This is a genomic window from Nonomuraea diastatica (assembly GCF_004349015.1).
Taxonomy (GTDB): Bacteria; Actinomycetota; Actinomycetes; order Streptosporangiales; family Streptosporangiaceae; genus Nonomuraea; species Nonomuraea diastatica.
On record NZ_SMKP01000060.1, the window covers coordinates 24,073 to 40,022 of the forward strand.

General features: G+C 70.1%; 15 protein-coding genes. 9 read left to right on the forward strand and 6 right to left on the reverse strand.

Going from position 1 to position 15,950, the window contains the following annotated elements:
• Positions 1-10: 10 nt before the first annotated feature.
• The 4 genes from E1294_RS21600 to E1294_RS21615 are packed head-to-tail and all read left to right on the forward strand — an operon-like array spanning position 11 to position 5,966.
• The gene (locus E1294_RS21600) at positions 11-949 is read left to right on the forward strand and encodes a 4-hydroxy-3-methylbut-2-enyl diphosphate reductase (RefSeq protein ID WP_132510835.1); all 939 of its coding nucleotides are present in this window, start codon (positions 11-13) and stop codon (positions 947-949) included.
• Positions 950-968: 19 nt separating this feature from the next.
• A complete protein-coding gene (locus E1294_RS21605) occupies positions 969-2,378 on the forward strand; it encodes a family 2B encapsulin nanocompartment shell protein (RefSeq protein ID WP_132510837.1) in 1,410 nt (469 codons plus the stop codon).
• Positions 2,379-2,413: 35 nt separating this feature from the next.
• The gene (locus E1294_RS21610; RefSeq protein ID WP_132510885.1) at positions 2,414-3,775 is read left to right on the forward strand and encodes a family 2B encapsulin nanocompartment shell protein; all 1,362 of its coding nucleotides are present in this window, start codon (positions 2,414-2,416) and stop codon (positions 3,773-3,775) included.
• Positions 3,776-3,788: 13 nt separating this feature from the next.
• Positions 3,789-5,966: a terpene synthase family protein gene (locus E1294_RS21615; RefSeq protein ID WP_132510839.1), complete on the forward strand. Its 2,178-nt coding sequence runs from the start codon at positions 3,789-3,791 to the stop codon at positions 5,964-5,966.
• A 5-nt stretch (positions 5,967-5,971) separates the two neighbouring features.
• Here E1294_RS21615 and E1294_RS21620 read toward each other — a convergent pair whose 3' ends face one another.
• Both E1294_RS21620 and E1294_RS21625 read right to left on the reverse strand, forming a co-directional pair.
• Positions 5,972-6,313: an STAS domain-containing protein gene (locus tag E1294_RS21620; protein ID WP_132510841.1), complete on the reverse strand. Its 342-nt coding sequence runs from the start codon at positions 6,311-6,313 to the stop codon at positions 5,972-5,974.
• Between the two features lie 373 nt (positions 6,314-6,686).
• Positions 6,687-6,950 (reverse strand): hypothetical protein, encoded by a 264-nt coding sequence (locus E1294_RS21625; protein WP_132510843.1) that lies wholly within the window; start codon positions 6,948-6,950, stop codon positions 6,687-6,689.
• Positions 6,951-7,313: 363 nt separating this feature from the next.
• On the opposite strand from E1294_RS21625, the gene E1294_RS21630 reads away from it, so the two are divergent.
• Positions 7,314-7,901: a C40 family peptidase gene (locus E1294_RS21630; protein ID WP_165977409.1), complete on the forward strand. Its 588-nt coding sequence runs from the start codon at positions 7,314-7,316 to the stop codon at positions 7,899-7,901.
• Between the two features lie 256 nt (positions 7,902-8,157).
• Here the strand turns inward: E1294_RS21630 and E1294_RS21635 are convergent, their stop codons facing one another.
• Positions 8,158-8,421: a hypothetical protein gene (locus E1294_RS21635; protein WP_132510847.1), complete on the reverse strand. Its 264-nt coding sequence runs from the start codon at positions 8,419-8,421 to the stop codon at positions 8,158-8,160.
• Between the two features lie 409 nt (positions 8,422-8,830).
• On the opposite strand from E1294_RS21635, the gene E1294_RS21640 reads away from it, so the two are divergent.
• Positions 8,831-9,319 carry a hypothetical protein gene (locus tag E1294_RS21640; RefSeq protein WP_132510849.1) on the forward strand — a complete coding sequence of 163 codons (489 nt, stop codon included), beginning with the start codon at positions 8,831-8,833 and terminating at the stop codon, positions 9,317-9,319.
• Positions 9,320-9,429: 110 nt separating this feature from the next.
• Here the strand turns inward: E1294_RS21640 and E1294_RS21645 are convergent, their stop codons facing one another.
• Together E1294_RS21645 and E1294_RS21650 are read right to left on the reverse strand one after the other, a co-directional pair.
• A complete protein-coding gene (locus E1294_RS21645) occupies positions 9,430-9,876 on the reverse strand; it encodes a MarR family winged helix-turn-helix transcriptional regulator (RefSeq protein WP_132510851.1) in 447 nt (148 codons plus the stop codon).
• Positions 9,873-10,490 carry a type 1 glutamine amidotransferase family protein gene (locus tag E1294_RS21650; RefSeq protein ID WP_220447862.1) on the reverse strand — a complete coding sequence of 206 codons (618 nt, stop codon included), beginning with the start codon at positions 10,488-10,490 and terminating at the stop codon, positions 9,873-9,875. Before E1294_RS21650 ends, E1294_RS21645 begins: the two co-directional genes overlap by 4 nt.
• A 61-nt stretch (positions 10,491-10,551) precedes the next feature.
• Between E1294_RS21650 and mads6 the strand changes: the two genes are divergently transcribed.
• Together mads6 and E1294_RS54630 are read left to right on the forward strand one after the other, a co-directional pair.
• Entirely contained in the window at positions 10,552-11,898 is a 1,347-nt protein-coding gene (gene mads6, locus E1294_RS21655; protein WP_132510853.1) for a methylation-associated defense system protein kinase MAD6, read from the forward strand.
• 169 nt (positions 11,899-12,067) lie between these two features.
• The gene (locus E1294_RS54630) at positions 12,068-12,199 is read left to right on the forward strand and encodes a GNAT family N-acetyltransferase (RefSeq protein ID WP_220447863.1); all 132 of its coding nucleotides are present in this window, start codon (positions 12,068-12,070) and stop codon (positions 12,197-12,199) included.
• A gap of 5 nt (positions 12,200-12,204) precedes the next feature.
• Here E1294_RS54630 and E1294_RS21665 read toward each other — a convergent pair whose 3' ends face one another.
• Positions 12,205-14,910: an AfsR/SARP family transcriptional regulator gene (locus E1294_RS21665; RefSeq protein WP_246083173.1), complete on the reverse strand. Its 2,706-nt coding sequence runs from the start codon at positions 14,908-14,910 to the stop codon at positions 12,205-12,207.
• Between the two features lie 110 nt (positions 14,911-15,020).
• Between E1294_RS21665 and E1294_RS21670 the strand changes: the two genes are divergently transcribed.
• Positions 15,021-15,929 (forward strand): M23 family metallopeptidase, encoded by a 909-nt coding sequence (locus tag E1294_RS21670; RefSeq protein WP_132510857.1) that lies wholly within the window; start codon positions 15,021-15,023, stop codon positions 15,927-15,929.
• Positions 15,930-15,950: the final 21 nt, after the last annotated feature.

Sequence of the window (15,950 nt, forward strand, 5' to 3'; positions counted from 1 at the left end):
GGGCATCCCGATGGGACGGGTACTTCTCGCTGCCCCGCGCGGCTTCTGCGCGGGCGTCGAACGCGCGATCACCACCGTCGAAGAGGCGCTTGATCGCTTCGGACCACCCGTTTACGTGCGCAAGCAGATCGTGCACAACACGTCCGTGATCCGCGACCTGACCGGGCGCGGCGCGGTCTTCGTCGACGAGCTCGACGAGGTCCCCGACGGCGCGCTCGTCGTCTTCTCCGCCCACGGCGTCGCGCCCGCGGTCAAGGAGGAGGCGCGGCGGCGCGGGCTCGCGACGATCGACGCGACGTGCCCGCTGGTCACGAAGGTGCACAAGGAGGCCGTGCGCATGGCCGAGGAGGGCTACGAGATCGTGCTCATCGGCCACGCCGAGCACGAGGAGGTCGAGGGCACGGTCGGCGAGGCGCCCGGCCGCATCCACGTCGTCGACCCGGCCCGCACGGACGACGTGACCGCCGACGGCTCGGCGCCGGTGAGCTGGCTGTCGCAGACCACGCTGGCCGTGGACGAGACCATGCGCGCCGTCGCCGAGCTGCGCGGGCGTTTCCCCGGCCTGGCAGACCCGCCCAGCGACGACATCTGCTACGCCAGCCAGAACCGCCAGGAGGCCGTCACCAGCATCGCCTCCAGGTGCGACCTGGTCATCGTCGTCGGCTCGGCCAACTCCTCCAACTCCCGCCGGCTGGTGGAGGTCGCCGTCAACGCGGGCGCCGGTGCGGCCTACCTGGTCGACCGGGCCTCCGACGCCGACGAGCGGTGGCTGGCGGGCGTGCGGACCGTCGGGGTCAGCTCCGGCGCGTCCGTGCCGGAGGGGCTGGTCGAGGAATTACTCGGCTGGCTCGCCGCCCGCGGATACGCCGACGTCGAGCAGGTGACCTTGACGGAGGAGACCCTCACGTTCTCGCTTCCGCCCGAGCTCAGATCCGCCCGCGAACCCTAACCAGATTGGTGGTGCAACGATGACAGAAACGACCCAGTCCCCCGCCCCGGAGGACGGCGCCGGGCAGCTCAGCCTCAGCACCGACGCCGCAAGGCAGCTCTCCACCACGACCAAGACGCCTCCGCAGATGCAGGAGATCACCTCGCGGTGGCTGCTGCGGCTGCTGCCATGGGTGCAGTGCTCCGGGGGCGTGTTCCGGGTCAACCGGCGGCTGACCTACACCCTCGGAGACGGCCGCATCACGTTCAGCACGACCGGATCCAACGTCCGGGTCATCCCGGCCGAGCTCACCGAATTGCCCGTCCTCCGCGGTTTCGACGACATGGAGGTGCTCCAAGCGCTGGCCGATCGCTTCGCGCACCAGGAGATCGAGGCCGGCGAGAAGATCGTGACCGAGGGCGGTCAGATCGACCGGCTCGTGCTGATCGCCCACGGCCGGGTGGGCAAGGTCAGCCGCGGCGCCTACGGCGACGAGCAGAACCTCGGCGTCCTGGCCGACGGCGACCACCTCGGCGAACAGGCCCTGACGGGCGGCGGCGAGTTCGGGTTCACCGCCAGGGCCAAGACCGCCACCACCGTGCTGACGCTTTCCCGCCAGGACTACGAGCAGATCCTCGAACGCTCGCCCGAGCTGCGCGCCCACGTGGAGAGCCGGCGCACCAGCGTCGACCGCGCCCAGAACGACTACGGCGAGGCCGCGATCGACATGTCGGCCGGCCACACCGGCGAGGCCGTGTTGCCCGGCACCTTCGTCGACTACGAGCAGAGCCCGCGCGAATACGAGCTGAGCGTGGCGCAGACGGTCCTGCGCGTGCACAGCCGGGTCTCCGACCTGTACAACCAGCCGATGAACCAGCTCGACCAACAGCTCCGCCTGACGATCGAGGCGCTGCGCGAGCGCCAGGAGCACGAGCTGGTCAACAACCGCGACTTCGGCCTGCTCCACAACGCCGACTTCGGCCAGCGCATCCGCACCCGCTCAGGCCCGCCCACCCCCGACGACCTCGACGACCTGCTGTCCGTCGTGTGGAAGGAGCCCGCGTTCTTCCTGGCCCATCCGCAGGCCATCGCCGCCTTCGGCAGGGAGTGCAGCAAGCGCGGCGTCTACCCGCAGGCGAGCGAGGTCAACGGGCACCGGGTGCCGGCCTGGCGAGGCGTGCCGATCTTCCCGTGCAACAAGATCCCGGTCACCGGCGCCCGCACCACGTCGATCATGCTCATGCGCACCGGCCAGGAGAACCAGGGCATCATCGGCCTGCACCAGACCGGCATCCCCGACGAATACCAGCCCAGCCTCTCGGTGCGCTTCATGAACATCAACGAGAAGGCCGTCATCTCCTACCTGGTCAGCGTCTACTACTCGGCCGCCGTGCTGGTGCCGGACGCGCTCGGGCTCCTGGAGGACGTCGAGCTCGGCAGGAACGGCTGACCCGCTCCGGGTCCCAGTGATTGGTGGTGATCGTGTTGACGGAGACCGACCAGCAGCTGAGCCTCGACACGGCGGCGGCCCGCAGGCTCGCGACGACGACCAAGACGCCTCCGCAGACGCGGGAGATCTCTCCCCGCTGGCTGCTGCGGGCGCTCCCGTGGGTGGACGTCGCGGCCGGCGTCTATCGGGTGAACCGGCGGCTGACGTACGCGGTCGGCGGCGGCCGGGTCGGCTTCGTCACCACGGGCGCCCGCTTCCGCGTCGTCCCGCCGAGCCTGGCAGAGCTTCCGCTCCTGCGCGGGCTCGCGGACGACCCCGCGCTCGACGACCTCGCGGGGCGCTTCGAGCAGCGGGAATACGCGCAGGGCGAGACGATCGTACGCGCCGGACGGCCGGCCGACGAGCTGCTGCTGATCGCGTACGGAAAGGCGGCGAAGGTCGGCAGGGGCCCGTACGGCGACCCGGTCACGCTCGGCACGCTGTCCGGCGGCGAGCACACCGGGAGCGAAGACGGGCCGTGGGGGTTCACGCTGGAGGCGGCGACGGCGTGCACGGTGCTCGCCCTGCCCTGGGCCGAGCTGCGCGCGCTGGCCGACCGGTGGCCGGCAGTGAGCGCGCAGCTCGCCCGCCACCGGATCAGGCAGGCCAGACCCCAGAACAAGTGGGGCGAAGCCGAGATCGCCGTCGCCGCCGGCCACCGGGGCGAGCCCACGCTGCCCGGCACGTTCGCCGACTACGACCCGGGCCCGCGCGAATACGAGCTCGGCGTGTCGCAGACCGTGCTGCGCGTGCACACCCGGGTCTCCGACCTGTTCAACCAGCCGATGGACCAGACCGAGGAGCAACTGCGGCTGACGGTCGAGGCCGTACGCGAGTCGCAGGAGCACGAGCTGGTCAACAACCGTGACTTCGGCCTGCTGCACAACGCCGACCCGGCGCAGCGCATCCACACCCGCACCGGCCCACCGGGGCCTGACGACCTGGACGAGCTGCTCTGCCGCAGGAAGAAGTCCCGCTATTTCCTCGCCCACCCGAGGGCCATCGCCGCCTTCCACCGCGAATGCACCGCCAGAGGCGTCTACCCCGGCAGCACCGAGCTGGAGGGCGCCCGGCTGACCGTGTGGCGCGGCGTGCCCATCCTGCCGTGCGACAAGATCCCGATCAGCCGGGCGGGCACCACCTCGATCCTCGTCATGCGCACGGGCGAGGAGGACCAGGGAGTCGTCGGCCTGCGCCAGAGCGGCGTTCCCGACGAGCGCGAGCCGGGGCTCAGCGTGCGGTGCACCGGCATCGACTCGCGGGCCCTTGCCTCCTACCTGGTCAGCGCCTACTACTCGGCGGCGGTCCTGGTGCCCGACGCGCTCGGCGTGCTGGAGAACGTCGAGGTGGCCCGTTGATGAAGGAGTGACCATGAGCCAGCCGTTCGAACTGCCGGACTTCTACATGCCGTATCCCGCCCGGCTCAACCAGCATCTTGAGGAGGCCCGCGACCACTCCAAACGGTGGGCGCGCGACATGGGCATGGTCGAAGGCTCGGGTGTCTGGGAGGAGGCCGACCTCGACGCCCACGACTATCCGCTGATGTGCGCCTATACCCACCCTGACTGCGACGGCGCCGAGCTCTGCCTGATCACCGACTGGTACGTGTGGGTCTTCTTCTTCGACGACCACTTCCTTGAGGTGTTCAAACGCACCGGCGACCTGGCGGGCGGCCGGGCCTATCTCGACCGGTTGCCGCTTTTCATGCCGATGGGCGCCGACCTGACCGTGCCCGAGCCGACCAACCCGGTCGAGGCGGGGCTGGCCGACCTGTGGGTCCGCACGGTGCCCGGCATGTCCGCCGACTGGCGGTCCCGATTCGCCGAGAGCACGCGCAACCTGCTCAACGAGTCGCTGTGGGAGCTGGCCAACATCAACACGGGCCGGGTGGCCAACCCGGTCGAGTACATCGAGATGCGGCGCAAGGTCGGCGGCGCGCCCTGGTCGGCCGGGCTGGTCGAGCACGCGGTCGGGGCCGAGGTGCCGGCGCGGATCGCCGCGTCGCGGCCGATGCGGGTGTTGCGCGACGCCTTCTCCGACGCCGTCCACCTGCGCAACGACCTGTTCTCGTACGAGCGGGAGGTCAGGGACGAAGGCGAGCTGAGCAACGGGGTGCTGGTGCTGGAGAAGTTTCTCGGCTGCACCACGCAGGAGGCCGCCGGCGCGGTCAACGACCTGCTGACCTCGCGGCTGCACCAGTTCGAGCACACCACGTGCACCGAGCTCGGTCCGCTGTTCGTGGAGCACGCCATCGACCCGCTGAGCGCGGCCGGCGTGCTGGCGTACGTCAAGGGGCTGCAGGACTGGCAGTCGGGCGGGCACGAGTGGCACATGCGCTCCAGCAGGTACATGAACAAGCGGGCGACGGCGAGCCGGCCGCTGGGCATGTCGTCGCTCGTGGACCTGCTGGGCGCCAAGCGGCTGCGGAACTTCACGCACGTGCCGCATCAGCAGGTGGGCCCGTCGATCGTGCCCGAGCTCTACGTGCCGTTCGAGCTCCGGTTGTCGCCGCACCTCGACGCCTCCCGGCGCAACACCGTGGCGTGGTGCGCGGAGATGGGCATGCTGGAGGCCCAGCCGGGCGTGGTGGGCTCGGCGGTGTGGGACGAGGAGAAGCTGGTCGACTACGACCTGCCGCTCTGCGCGGCGGGCCTGCATCCCGACGCCTCGCCCGAGGAGCTGGACCTGGCCTCGTTCTGGCTGGCCTGGGGCACGTACGGCGACGACTACTTCCCCGTCGTCTTCGGCAGGTCGCGCAATCTCGCGGCCGCCAGGGTGGCGGTGGCCAGGTTCGGGGCGTTCATGCCGCTCGACGGCGCGCCGACGACGCCGCCCGTGAACGCGCTGGAGCGCTCGCTGGCCGACCTGTGGGCGCGCACGACGGCGCCGATGCCGCCGGCCGACCGGCGCAAGCTGCGTACGGCGATCGAGTGCATGTGCGACGGCTGGTTGTGGGAGCTGGCCAACGAGCTGGCCCACCACATCCCCGACCCGGTCGACTACATCGAGATGCGCAGGCTGACCTTCGGCTCCGACCTGACGATGAGCCTGTGCCGGTTGCGGCACACCAAGGGCATCCCGGAGGAGGTCTATGCCAGCGGCTCGATGGTGGCCCTGGAGAACGCCATGATGGACGCGGGGTGCCTGCTCAACGACATCTTCTCCTACCAGAAGGAGATCGAGTTCGAGGGTGAGGTGCACAACTGCGTCCTCGTGGTGCAGAACTTCTTCGGCTGCGGCTACCCGGAGGCGGTGGCCATCGTCAACGACCTGATGGCGTCTCGGGTGCGGCAGTTCGAGCACATCGTGGAGCACGAGCTGCCGATCGTGTGCGATGACTTCGGCCTCGACGCGGAGGCCAGGCGGGATCTCGACGGGTTCGTGGCCGAGCTGCGTGACTGGCTGGCCGGCATTCTCCACTGGCATCGTGGGTGTTTCCGCTACGACGAGAAGTCTCTGCGCCGACACACCCAGCCGCCGCGGTGGCGGCTCGGCGGTCCCACGGGGCTGGGCACCTCGGCGGCCGTCGTCACCGCCGTCCGCGGGTGAGGGCGCTAGGTGGGAGCGTGGATGCGCGGCTGGTAATACCACCCCATCATGCGCATCAGCCGCTGCTGGTATGGCGTGACGTTGTGCAGGCGGATCCACCGTTGCGAGGGCGGCACGGTGGGCATGAGGAGCACGCGCAGGCCTGAGACGTCGATGAAGGTGAGTTCGCCGGTGTCGACGACGACGTAGGGGCCCCGGCGGTAGCGGGCCAGGGCGCCGGCCACAGCGGAGCTGTTGGTGGCGTCGATCTCGCCGACCAGCGAGACGCCCGGCGCTCCTGCCGCCGCGCGCACCACCATGCTCAGCTGCTCGTCCTGATAGAGCAGCAGCTCTTCGACGCCGCTCACGCTCCCCGCACCCCCCAACACGAACTCGGGGGTTGTATACCGAAATGCTCCCTGCGAGGTATGACCGCCAGGGCGTCTGGCGGTTAACCAGATCCAAGGTTACACGAGGTTTGTGGGGCTATGTAAATTTCGCTGTAAAAATACCGAATCACGGGGAAATTATGACGGCTAACGCTTTCCGGACAGGCCGGGCGTGCCCGCGCCGGCTGCGGGCATGACGGACCGGCCCGTCCGGAAGCGATGAGGTGGGCGGAGGGCTCTCTCACGCCGCGCCTACCAGGGGCTTTGCCGGCAAGGTGCCGCCACGGCTTCGTGGCTACCGGTGCGCCCCCATGTCAGACGGACGCGGGGAGCCGCCACCACCTCGGACGACTCAGTTGTCGTCGCCGACGTTCTCCTGGTTGCTGAGGAGGCTGAGGTCGATGTCCTGCAGGTGACCCGCGGTGAGGACGTCGATGTACTTCACGGAGTCGTTGCCGACGTCGTTGAGCAGGGTGAGGTCGTCGGCGAGGCTCAGCTGGCTCAGGATCTGCTTGCCCTTGTTGTAGGGGTTGGGAACGTCGGCCGAGGCGCTCGTGGCCGAGAAGCCCAGCATGAAGCCCGCGATGGCTGCACCGGCAAGAATGCGACGCATCATTTCTCTACTTCTCCTTCGTCGGAATCGGCGCAGAATGCGCGTCTTCGGATTCGCTCGCACAGGGTCGCGAGATTTTCGTGGATAACGATCTCGCGCCCACCGGCACGCCGCAACCGGGCTTAGCTAAGTCGAAGTCAAATGCGCGCCCCATTTCCTTGGCCGCCCTTCACGGCCAGTTCGGGCAGATCCTGATTTATCCCGATTTATGCGGAGTGAGACGCGCGCGATTTTTCATCTTATCGCCATACGTGCGCCCCGCATGCCTCAAAGGCGTTTCATCCCCACAGGAATGGCGGAATGCTCCCGACGAAACGCCCTGGTGTGCACTGGGCACGGGCGAGTCACGGGAGCGCTGAATATGCCATGAAAAGAACACCGCCGCCGCCGACCGTGCTGGCCCTGACCATTCTGGGCGCCATGTATTCCGCGCCCGCCCTGGCCGCCCATAGGTGCGGCGCACATTCGCCGGGCCATTGCAGGATGGTGGGGGAAACGGCCGTCACAGCACGCTCCCCGGCCGGCGCCATCGCCGTCCGGGCGGCGATAGAGATGATCGGCGTCCCGTACTCATGGGGCGGCGGCGGGGTGCACGGGCCCGGCTACGGGGTCGGGAGAGGGGCCGGGATCAGGGGATTCGACTGCTCGGGACTCACGGAGTACGCGTGGGCGCGGGCCGGTGTGCGGATCGGCACGACGACGTCCGAGCAGTGGCGGTCGGGCGTGCGGGTCGCCAGGGAGGACGTGCAACCCGGCGACCTGGTCTTCTACGACAGCGACCGGAGCAGTTCCGGGCCCGAGCACGTGGCCGTGGCGGTGGACGCGACGCGGATGGTGCATGCGCCGTACACCGGCGCTCTCGTACGGATCGATCCGCTCGACCGGCGCACCTTCCTCGGGATCGTGCGACCGAGCGAGAGCGCGGCCAACGTCGCCGGCGGGAAACGCGCGTAGACGCTCAGAAGGGCTCAGAGGGGCTCAGAGGGGCTCAGAAGCGGCCGCGCGGCCCTGATCGTCCTGCAGTGATCGACCCGAGCCGCGCGGCGCTGAAAGCCTGGTGGCCACCAAGCCCGTGCCGTGGACTCGCGAATATCCACGGCCCGTTTTCCGGTTTCACCTCAAGGCATCAGGAAGTCGACCTTGGCCGGGCGGGCTCCCTTATGCGGAACGGGAGTCGCCGATCGGCCTCCTGGCTACGCACGAGGAGCCGTCAGTTGTCGTCGCCGACGTTCTTCTGGTTGCTCAGGACGCTGGCGTCGATGTCGTTCAGGTGGAGCAGGGTGAGGACGTCGACGTACTTGACCGAGTCGTTGAGCACGTCGTTCAGCGCGGTCAGGTCGTCGAGGGCGCTCAGCTGGCTGAGAATGTTCTGCCCCTCATTGTGCGGGTTGGGAACGTCGGCGGAGGCTCCGGCGGCGGAGAAGCCGAGCGCGGCGGCCGCGATCGCTGCACCTGCCAGAATGCGACGGATCATGTTTGGTTTCCTCCATGGATAGGCGCGGAATTTCCGGCGCCATAGTCGTTTTTGCAGGGCTGTGAGGTGCCGCCCATAACGATCGCGGCAGGCAGCGGAAACCGCAACTCGGAATCCCCTCGCGGAGGTCAAGGGGAAACCTCGGTTTCTTGGCGTCGGATTTTCCCGCTCTTCGCCGACGCGCCACATATATGCGCCGCCGGCAGACCGCCCATGGATATTCGTTGTGGCTGTCCGCGCGGCCGATGGCCCTCTCATTCACTTCCGTTTAGGCAACCATCACCCGAAACTTGAGAATCGCGGTACGCCGCTCGGCGTACCGCGATCGCCGCCTCCGGACGGACGTGCGGCGCGGGCCAAGCGGCGACGATGGTCATCGAGTTTCCGAATGCCGAGGCAGGTGAGATCGATGCGGCCACCTATCCGCAAGACGGTCCTGGTCATCCACATCATCGTGTCGGTCGCACTGCTCGGTGAGGTGTGGGGCCTGGTGGTGCTGAATACCGCGGCGACGCTGACAAATGATCTGGGGCTGGCACACGCCGCCTACCGGCTGATGCCGAACCTGGTGTTCGCGGGCGGTATACCGCTCAGCCTCACCGCACTGGTCACCGGCATCACGCTGGGCCTGACCAGCCATTGGGGGCTGTTTCGCTATTACTGGGTGACGGTCAAGCTCGGGCTGCTGGTGGCCGTGATCTGCGTGGGCATGTTCCTGTTCGATCCCGAGGGAATGGCGGCCGCCACCGAGGGGGGCGCGGCGGCCGCCGCCTCGGGCCAGTGGAGCCAGGTGACGGCGCTGGGCGCGCAGATCGTCATGCTCATCGCGTCGACGGTGTTGTCGGTGTTCAAACCGCGCTGGAAACTGCGGGTGACGCCGGTTCCGGCGGCGCGATGAGGCGTGACCGTGGCGACAGCCGCCCGCAGGGACGACCTGTCAGCACCGCTCACCGAGCCGATGGGGAAGCAGGCCCGCGAGGCCGCCAGCCGAAGTGGCCGGGGTGTGCGTCAGGGGTCTTCGTTGAGGTGGTGGAGGGCGGTAGAGAGCCGGCGCAGGGCCGCCAGGCATTCGCGGGCGGTTTCCTGGCCCAGATCTGCCACGAGGCGGTCGGCGAGCTCCTGGTGCGCGGGGATGATCTTGGCAATGGACTCGCGGCCCTCCGCCGTGGGCTGGAGCAGCTTGGCCCGGCGATGCGCGGGGTTGGGCCGGTATTCGGCCAGCCCACGCTCCACCAGCAGGTCGGCGATGCGCTGCACGCCCTGCCTGCTCATCCCCATGACCCGGGCGATCCCGGCGACGGGCAGCGGCTCGCGCAGCACGGCTCCCAGCACCTGCCACCATGCCGCCGTCATCCCCGCCGGCCGGGCGAGCCCCTCGGCCACCTGGAGGAACTGGCCGTTGAGCCGGAACGCCCCGAGCGCCAGGCCCGAGAGCAGGTCGGCCGATTCGGTCATGCCGCCATCAACACCTCGAAGGCCGAAGCGTCGCTCCTGGCGAACAACCGGAACCACGCGTCGAGCACCTCGGGCCGGTAGATGTCGAGCCGCCGGAAGATCTCCCTGGCGAACGCCACCGGCTCCGTCGGACCGGCCGTGATGAGGTCGCCGTCGAGCACCGCGTCACGGTCGAGGTAGTGCTCGGCGCCCGCGTAGCCCTGCTGGCTCTGCAGATAGTGCACCACCGCGCCGGTGTGGTCGCGGTCGTCCAGCAGCCCTTCGCGGGCGAGCCCGGCCGTGGCGCCGCAGATGGCGGCGACCGGCACGCCCGCGTCGAGGAACTCCCTGGCCTTGCGCGCGAACGGCGCCAGCGCGTCGCCGGAGTCCCACAGATCCGCGCCGGGCAGGATGAGCAGCGAGCTGTCCTCGGGGGTGAGCCGGTCGAGCGCGAGGTCGGGTGTGATGCGCAGCCCGCCCATGCTGACCACGGGCTCGGCCGACGGGCCCACCGTGACGATCTCGTAGCCTCCGGGCTGGCGGTGGAACCGCCCGCTGCGCAGGTGGGCGGTGGCGTGACCGGTCTCCCAGTCGGCGAAGGTGTCGTACACGGCGTGGTGGATGACGTTCATCATGACAATATGCTGTCATTAGGGCAATATGCTGTCAAGTGGTTCCCATGGGAGTATGGTCCGCATGGCAGAGATCGTCGGCGGGGGACGTCCAGTCAACGACGCCGAACGGCGGGTGATCGCCTACCTGCGAGATCACGCACCCGCCGACTGGTTGCTGCTGCACAACATCGAGCTTCCGCGCGGCCACGACGTCTTCGAGGTCGACCTGATCGTGCTGACCGGCCACTCGCTGGTGGTCGTCGACGTCAAGGGCACCCGGGGGCGCATCGAGGTGTCCGGCACCCGCTGGTTCCCGCCGCGCAGGGAGGCGTTCGGTTCCCCCGTGGCCAAGCTGCGCGGCACCGCGAAGGCGCTGAAGGGGCTGCTGGTGTCGCAGGCCACGCAGCTGGAGCGGGTCTATGTGGACTGCCTGGTCGTGCTCACCTCACCCGACGCCGAGCTGGTCGATCCCGCGAGGCGCGACGCGGCCAACGTCACCGACCTGCCGGGGTTGCTGGCCACGTTGAGTGACGTCTCGCGGGTCAGGCGCGGGTGTAGCCCCGACGCGAGTCCCTATATGACGGCGATCCTCGACGCGCTCAACCAGACCGTGCGCCGCAGCACCGCGCCGCCCAGGTTCGGCAACTGGGAGGTCGAGGAACAACTCGGCGGCGACGCCAAGGTCACCGAATATCGGGCGTTCAACGTGACGCTGCCCGGCAGCGAGACCGTGCTGCTCCGGGTCTACCAGGCCGATCCGCTGGCCGACCACGAGGCGCGGGGGGCCGAGCGGCAGCGCATCGCCAACGCCTACCAGACCCTGGCCCGCATCCCGCCACACCCGTGCGTGGTGCGCCCGCGCGACTTCTTCGCCATCGACGACGAGAGCCGCTTCGTGCTGGTGCTCGACGACGTGCACGGCGAGGCCCTGCACCTGTCGCTGGGCCGGGGCGCCCGGCTCGGCGTGATCAAGGATCTGCTGAGCGGGCTGGCGCACGCGCACGCCAACGGCGTCGTCCACCGGGCGCTGACGCCGGCGTCCGTGCTGGTCACCGACGACGGGCACGCGGTGCTGACCGGGTTCGACCACGCCAAGCCGGGTCCGCGCAACTACACCGTGGCCCACGAGCTGGGCAACGTGCTCGACGCCCACTACGTGGCGCCGGAGTGCCAGGAGCGCCCCGACCGGATGACGACCGCCTCCGACGTCTACGCCGCCGGAGCCATCGCCTACCAGCTCCTCACCGGCCAGTTCCCGACGAGCGCCGATGCCCACGGGCCCGACGTGCCCGAGGTGGTGCGCAGGATGCTCGATCACTCCCCCGCCAAGCGGCCGTCCGCCGCCGAGGCGCTCGACGCCCTGACGGCGTCGCCGCTCCAGGAGTCGCGGCTCAGACGTCTCGTACGCCGCATAGTGTCCCGTTCATGACCATCAGCCTGCGCCCGGTCGGAGAAAGTGACCTGCCCTTCCTGCACCGGCTCGTGAGCGACCCTGACAGCACGGGCGAGTGCCAGGTACGGCTTCCAGAACTCCCACCACCTGCGCCGGCGCTGGGAGGAGCACGGGATGCTCGGCGACGTCCACCGAGATCACCAACGTGGCCGAGCAGCGGGCGCTGGAGAAGGCCGGGTTCACCCGGGAGGGCGTCCTGCGCGGCAGCGGCTTCCGCGCCGGCCGGTGGCATGACAGCGTGCTCTACAGCATGATCCGCGCCGACCTGGAGCCATGACCCGCTCAGGCGGGCAGGCTGCGGCGGAGTGCCTTGGCGTGCCGGAGGTAGTCGAGCGCCAGCCCGGTACGCCCGGCCGAACGGTGCAGCTCCCCGAGCAGCTCGGTGGTCGAGGCCTCGCCGCTGCGGTCGCCGAGCTTCTGGAAGATCTCCAGCGAGCGTTCGAGCCCTGTGGAGGCCCGTGCCAGGTCCCCGCGTTCGGCCTGGAGCCCGGCCAGGCTCTGCAGCGCGTACGCCCCGCAGTGCCGGTCCCCCAGCGACTCGAAGATCTCCAGCGCGTGCCGGTGGAACGACATCGCGTGGTGCAGGTGCCCCATCTGGACGCACACGCAGCCCTCCCGGTGGGCGTCCCCGAGTTCCTGGGCCAGCCGCATGGCCTGGGCCAGCGATTGCGATGCCTGCGCCAGGTCGCCGGATTTGAGGCAGACCCGGCCGATGGCCTGGCGGGCGTACGCCTCGCCCTGTTGGTCGCCGGTGGCCAGGAAGATGGCCAGGGCGTGCCGGAAGTGTCCGAAGGAGCGGGCGTACCGACCGCGGAACTGGCTCACCGCGCCGAGGCCGCAGATGGAGGTGGCCTCGGCCCGGCTGTCGCCTAAGTCGTGAAATATCTGAAGTGATCGAGTGAAGCCCTCCGCGGATTCCTCGTACCGGTCCTGGTAGAGGCTGACCTGGGCCAGGCCCCTCAGCATGGCGGCCTCGCCGTACGTGTCGCCGGCGGCGCGTGCGGCGGCCAGCGCGGAGGCGTGGGTGCGCCGCCAGGTGCCGAGGTGGCAGCGCAGGTCGAGGCAGGGGACCATGGCCGCGGCCAGCCCCCAGGCCGACTCGGCCAGCCCCAGCTCGGCCGCCACGTCCACCGCGCCCGCCAGCGCCTCGTGCTCGGCCTCGAACCAGGTGACCGGGTCGGCGGTCAGCCGTTCGAGCGTGCGCTCCGGCAGCCGCCAGCGCGGCGCCCTGGCAGCGGTGAGACTGAACACGGTGGTCGGCAACCGCGCCATGGCGTGCTCGGTGGTCGCCGTCCACGCGGCCAGCACCCTGACCACGGCGTCGAGCCCGCCGCGTTCCCCCGGGCCGCCGGAGGGCAGCAGCGCGGGGCCGCGTTCGAGCGCGTGCCGGCCGATGAGGTCGGGCACCCGGTAGCGCGGCTGGCCCACCGGATCGGTGCCGACCAGGTCGAGCAGGTTGACGTCCACCAGCAGGTCGGTGACGTCGTGCGCGCCGTGCCTGCCGAGCGCGGCGTCGATCACCCACCCCGGCTGGGCGGGCGCGCCGAGCCTGCCGAGCGTGCCGAGGATGCGGGCGGCCTCGTCGGGCAGGCGCGCGTAACCGCCGTCCAGGGTGGCCCGTACGTCTCCCAGCTCGCCGATGCAGTCGTCCTCCAGGCGCTGCCTGAGCACTGCCAGCGACCAGCCGGGCCGGCCGGCCAGCCGAGCGCCGGCGTTCCTGACCGCCAGCGGCAACCGCCCGCACGCGGCCACAATCGCCTGCGCGGCCTTCAGCTCGCGGGCCACTCGGTCCCCGCCCACGATGCTGCCGAGCAGCGACAGCGCCTCCTTCGGGCCGAGCCGGCCGAGCTGGATCCGCACCGCGCCCGGCAACTCGGTGATCCGGCGCCGGCTCGTGACGATCACCGCGCTGCCGTTGCCGGGCAGCAGCGGCCGCACCTGGCCGGCGTCGCGGGCGTCGTCCAGCACCACCAGCATCGGCCGCTCGGCCAGCAGCGACCTGAACAGCGCCGAGCGCTCGCGCAGCGTGGGCGGCGCCGCCTCCACGCCGAGCGCTCTGAGCGCCTCGGCCAGCAGGTCGCCCGGCTCCCTGCCGTCCAGCTCCAGGTAGAGCTGCCCGCCGGGGAAGGACGCGCACAGCGCGTGCGCGGCGTGCACGGCCAGCGCCGACTTGCCCGCGCCGGGCGGCCCCGAGATCACCGCGACGGAGAACGGCTCCGCGAGCTCGGCCAGGGCGCCGGCCCTGCCGGTGAAGTCGGGCAGATCAGGCGGAAGTTGCCGGGGGGCGGCGGGCAGCGCGTCGTCCGCCAGGATCAGCTCGTACGCCCCGCGCAGCTCCGCACCCGGCTCGACGCCGAGCTCGTCCACGAGCCTGCCCCTGACCGTGGCGTAGGCGCGCAAAGCCTCGGCCTTCCTGCCGCCCCTGTGCAGGGTCAGCACCAGACGCCCCCACAAGTCCTCCCGGTAGGGGTGCTCGGCCAGCAGCCCGCGCAGCTCGGAGATCGCGCCCTCGTGGTCGCCCCGCTCGAGACGGCGGTCGATCAGGGCTTCCGCGGCGCGCAGGCGTCCCTGATGAAGGAGTTCGAGACGGCGGTCCCAGAGCGGGCTGCCCGGCAGATCGCACAGCGGCGCGCCGCGCCAGAGCGCGAGCGCCTCCGCGTACTCGCCCCGGTCCACCAGGTCCTCGAAGAGCAGCAGGTCGAGCGCGCCGTCGGCCACGTCGATCGCGTAGCCGGAGCCGTCGGCGCGTAAGTGCCCCTGGCCCAGCTCCGATCTGAGAACGCTCACATACGTGCGCACGTTGGCCTGCGCGGAACGCGGTGGGCGATGCGGCCAGAGAACCTCGGCGAGCTGGTCGGCGCCGACCACCCGGCCCGCGTCCAGCAGCAGCGTGGCCAGCAGCAGCCGGGGCTTCCTGCCGGAGATCCGGACGGGACGTCCGGCGGACCGGACTTCGAGCGGCCCGAGCACGTGGAAGGTGATCGACATCCGCATCAGCTCCTCTGCAGAGGCCTGACAGCTCTTGTATCGGTTCTGGACGATTTATGTGCGGCCGATGCAGACCCTTGTCTCAGAGATCCCACGGAAAGGATCACCCCATGAAGCTCAGCGGAGCAATGGCCGCCGGCGTCGCACTCTTATTCAGCCTCGGAACGACGTCAGCCGCCGCGGCCGACCCGGCGCCGGAGTCGGAGGAGGCGCAGATCCTCGCGACCAACTTCCAGCTGCCGTTCCCCTGCGGCCAGTCCTGGACGGGCAACTCCAGCGCCAGCAGCGCGCACAGGTCGTACGAGATCGACTTCAACCGCGGCAGCACCGCGGACGCCGACCTCGGCGACACCGTGGTGGCCGCCGCGGCCGGCACCGTGGTGATCTCGGCCCACCAGGGCTCGACGAACGGCTTCGGCAACCTGGTCAAGATCGACCACGGGTCCGGCTGGTCCACGTATTACGCCCATCTGAACGCCCGCTCGGTCAGCCAGGGACAGTCGGTCTCGCAGGGCCAGAAGATCGGTACGGTGGGCAACACCAGCAAGCCGGGAAACGCCATCAAGCCTCACCTCCACTACGAGGTACGCAAGGGAAGCAGCTATCCGTCCAACATCCAGCGGGCTGTTTTCGACGGGACGACCTTCGGCTACCCCCAGCAGACGCTGACCTCCAGGAACTGCGGCGGCTCCAGCAACCCGTACAGCCCGCAGGAGGTCTGCGGCTCGGGCTTCAACGTGATCGACTCGGCCGCGCTCGGGAGCAACGGCACCGTCTACCTGCTCTACAACAGCGGCAACCGCAGCAACTGCGTCGTCACGCTGAAGTCGAAGTCGCTCGGCACCGCCACCGCCACCAGCGCCTACCTGGAAGTGCAGGGCAGTGCGAGGAAGACCGACTCAGGCAACTTCTCCTACTACGCGGGACCGGTGACCGCTTCCGCGCCCAGCACCTGCGTCAAGTGGGGCGGCGCGGCCGGCGGCACCACGTACGACAGCCCGTGGGAACACTGCGACTAGGGCCGACGAGCAGGACCGGGC

What these genes read in the sequence shown, in the direction of transcription:
- E1294_RS21600 (WP_132510835.1), top strand. Translation starts at nt 11, where the DNA reads ATGGGACGGGTACTTCTCGCTGCCCCGCGCGGCTTCTGCGCGGGCGTC.
- E1294_RS21605 (WP_132510837.1), top strand. Translation starts at nt 969, where the DNA reads ATGACAGAAACGACCCAGTCCCCCGCCCCGGAGGACGGCGCCGGGCAG.
- E1294_RS21615 (WP_132510839.1), top strand. Translation starts at nt 3,789, where the DNA reads ATGAGCCAGCCGTTCGAACTGCCGGACTTCTACATGCCGTATCCCGCC.
- E1294_RS21625 (WP_132510843.1), bottom strand. Translation starts at nt 6,950, where the DNA reads ATGATGCGTCGCATTCTTGCCGGTGCAGCCATCGCGGGCTTCATGCTG.
- E1294_RS21630 (WP_165977409.1), top strand. Translation starts at nt 7,314, where the DNA reads ATGAAAAGAACACCGCCGCCGCCGACCGTGCTGGCCCTGACCATTCTG.
- E1294_RS21635 (WP_132510847.1), bottom strand. Translation starts at nt 8,421, where the DNA reads ATGATCCGTCGCATTCTGGCAGGTGCAGCGATCGCGGCCGCCGCGCTC.
- E1294_RS21640 (WP_132510849.1), top strand. Translation starts at nt 8,831, where the DNA reads ATGCGGCCACCTATCCGCAAGACGGTCCTGGTCATCCACATCATCGTG.
- E1294_RS21645 (WP_132510851.1), bottom strand. Translation starts at nt 9,876, where the DNA reads ATGACCGAATCGGCCGACCTGCTCTCGGGCCTGGCGCTCGGGGCGTTC.
- E1294_RS21650 (WP_220447862.1), bottom strand. Translation starts at nt 10,490, where the DNA reads ATGATGAACGTCATCCACCACGCCGTGTACGACACCTTCGCCGACTGG.
- mads6 (WP_132510853.1), top strand. Translation starts at nt 10,552, where the DNA reads ATGGCAGAGATCGTCGGCGGGGGACGTCCAGTCAACGACGCCGAACGG.
- E1294_RS21665 (WP_246083173.1), bottom strand. Translation starts at nt 14,910, where the DNA reads ATGTCGATCACCTTCCACGTGCTCGGGCCGCTCGAAGTCCGGTCCGCC.
- E1294_RS21670 (WP_132510857.1), top strand. Translation starts at nt 15,021, where the DNA reads ATGAAGCTCAGCGGAGCAATGGCCGCCGGCGTCGCACTCTTATTCAGC.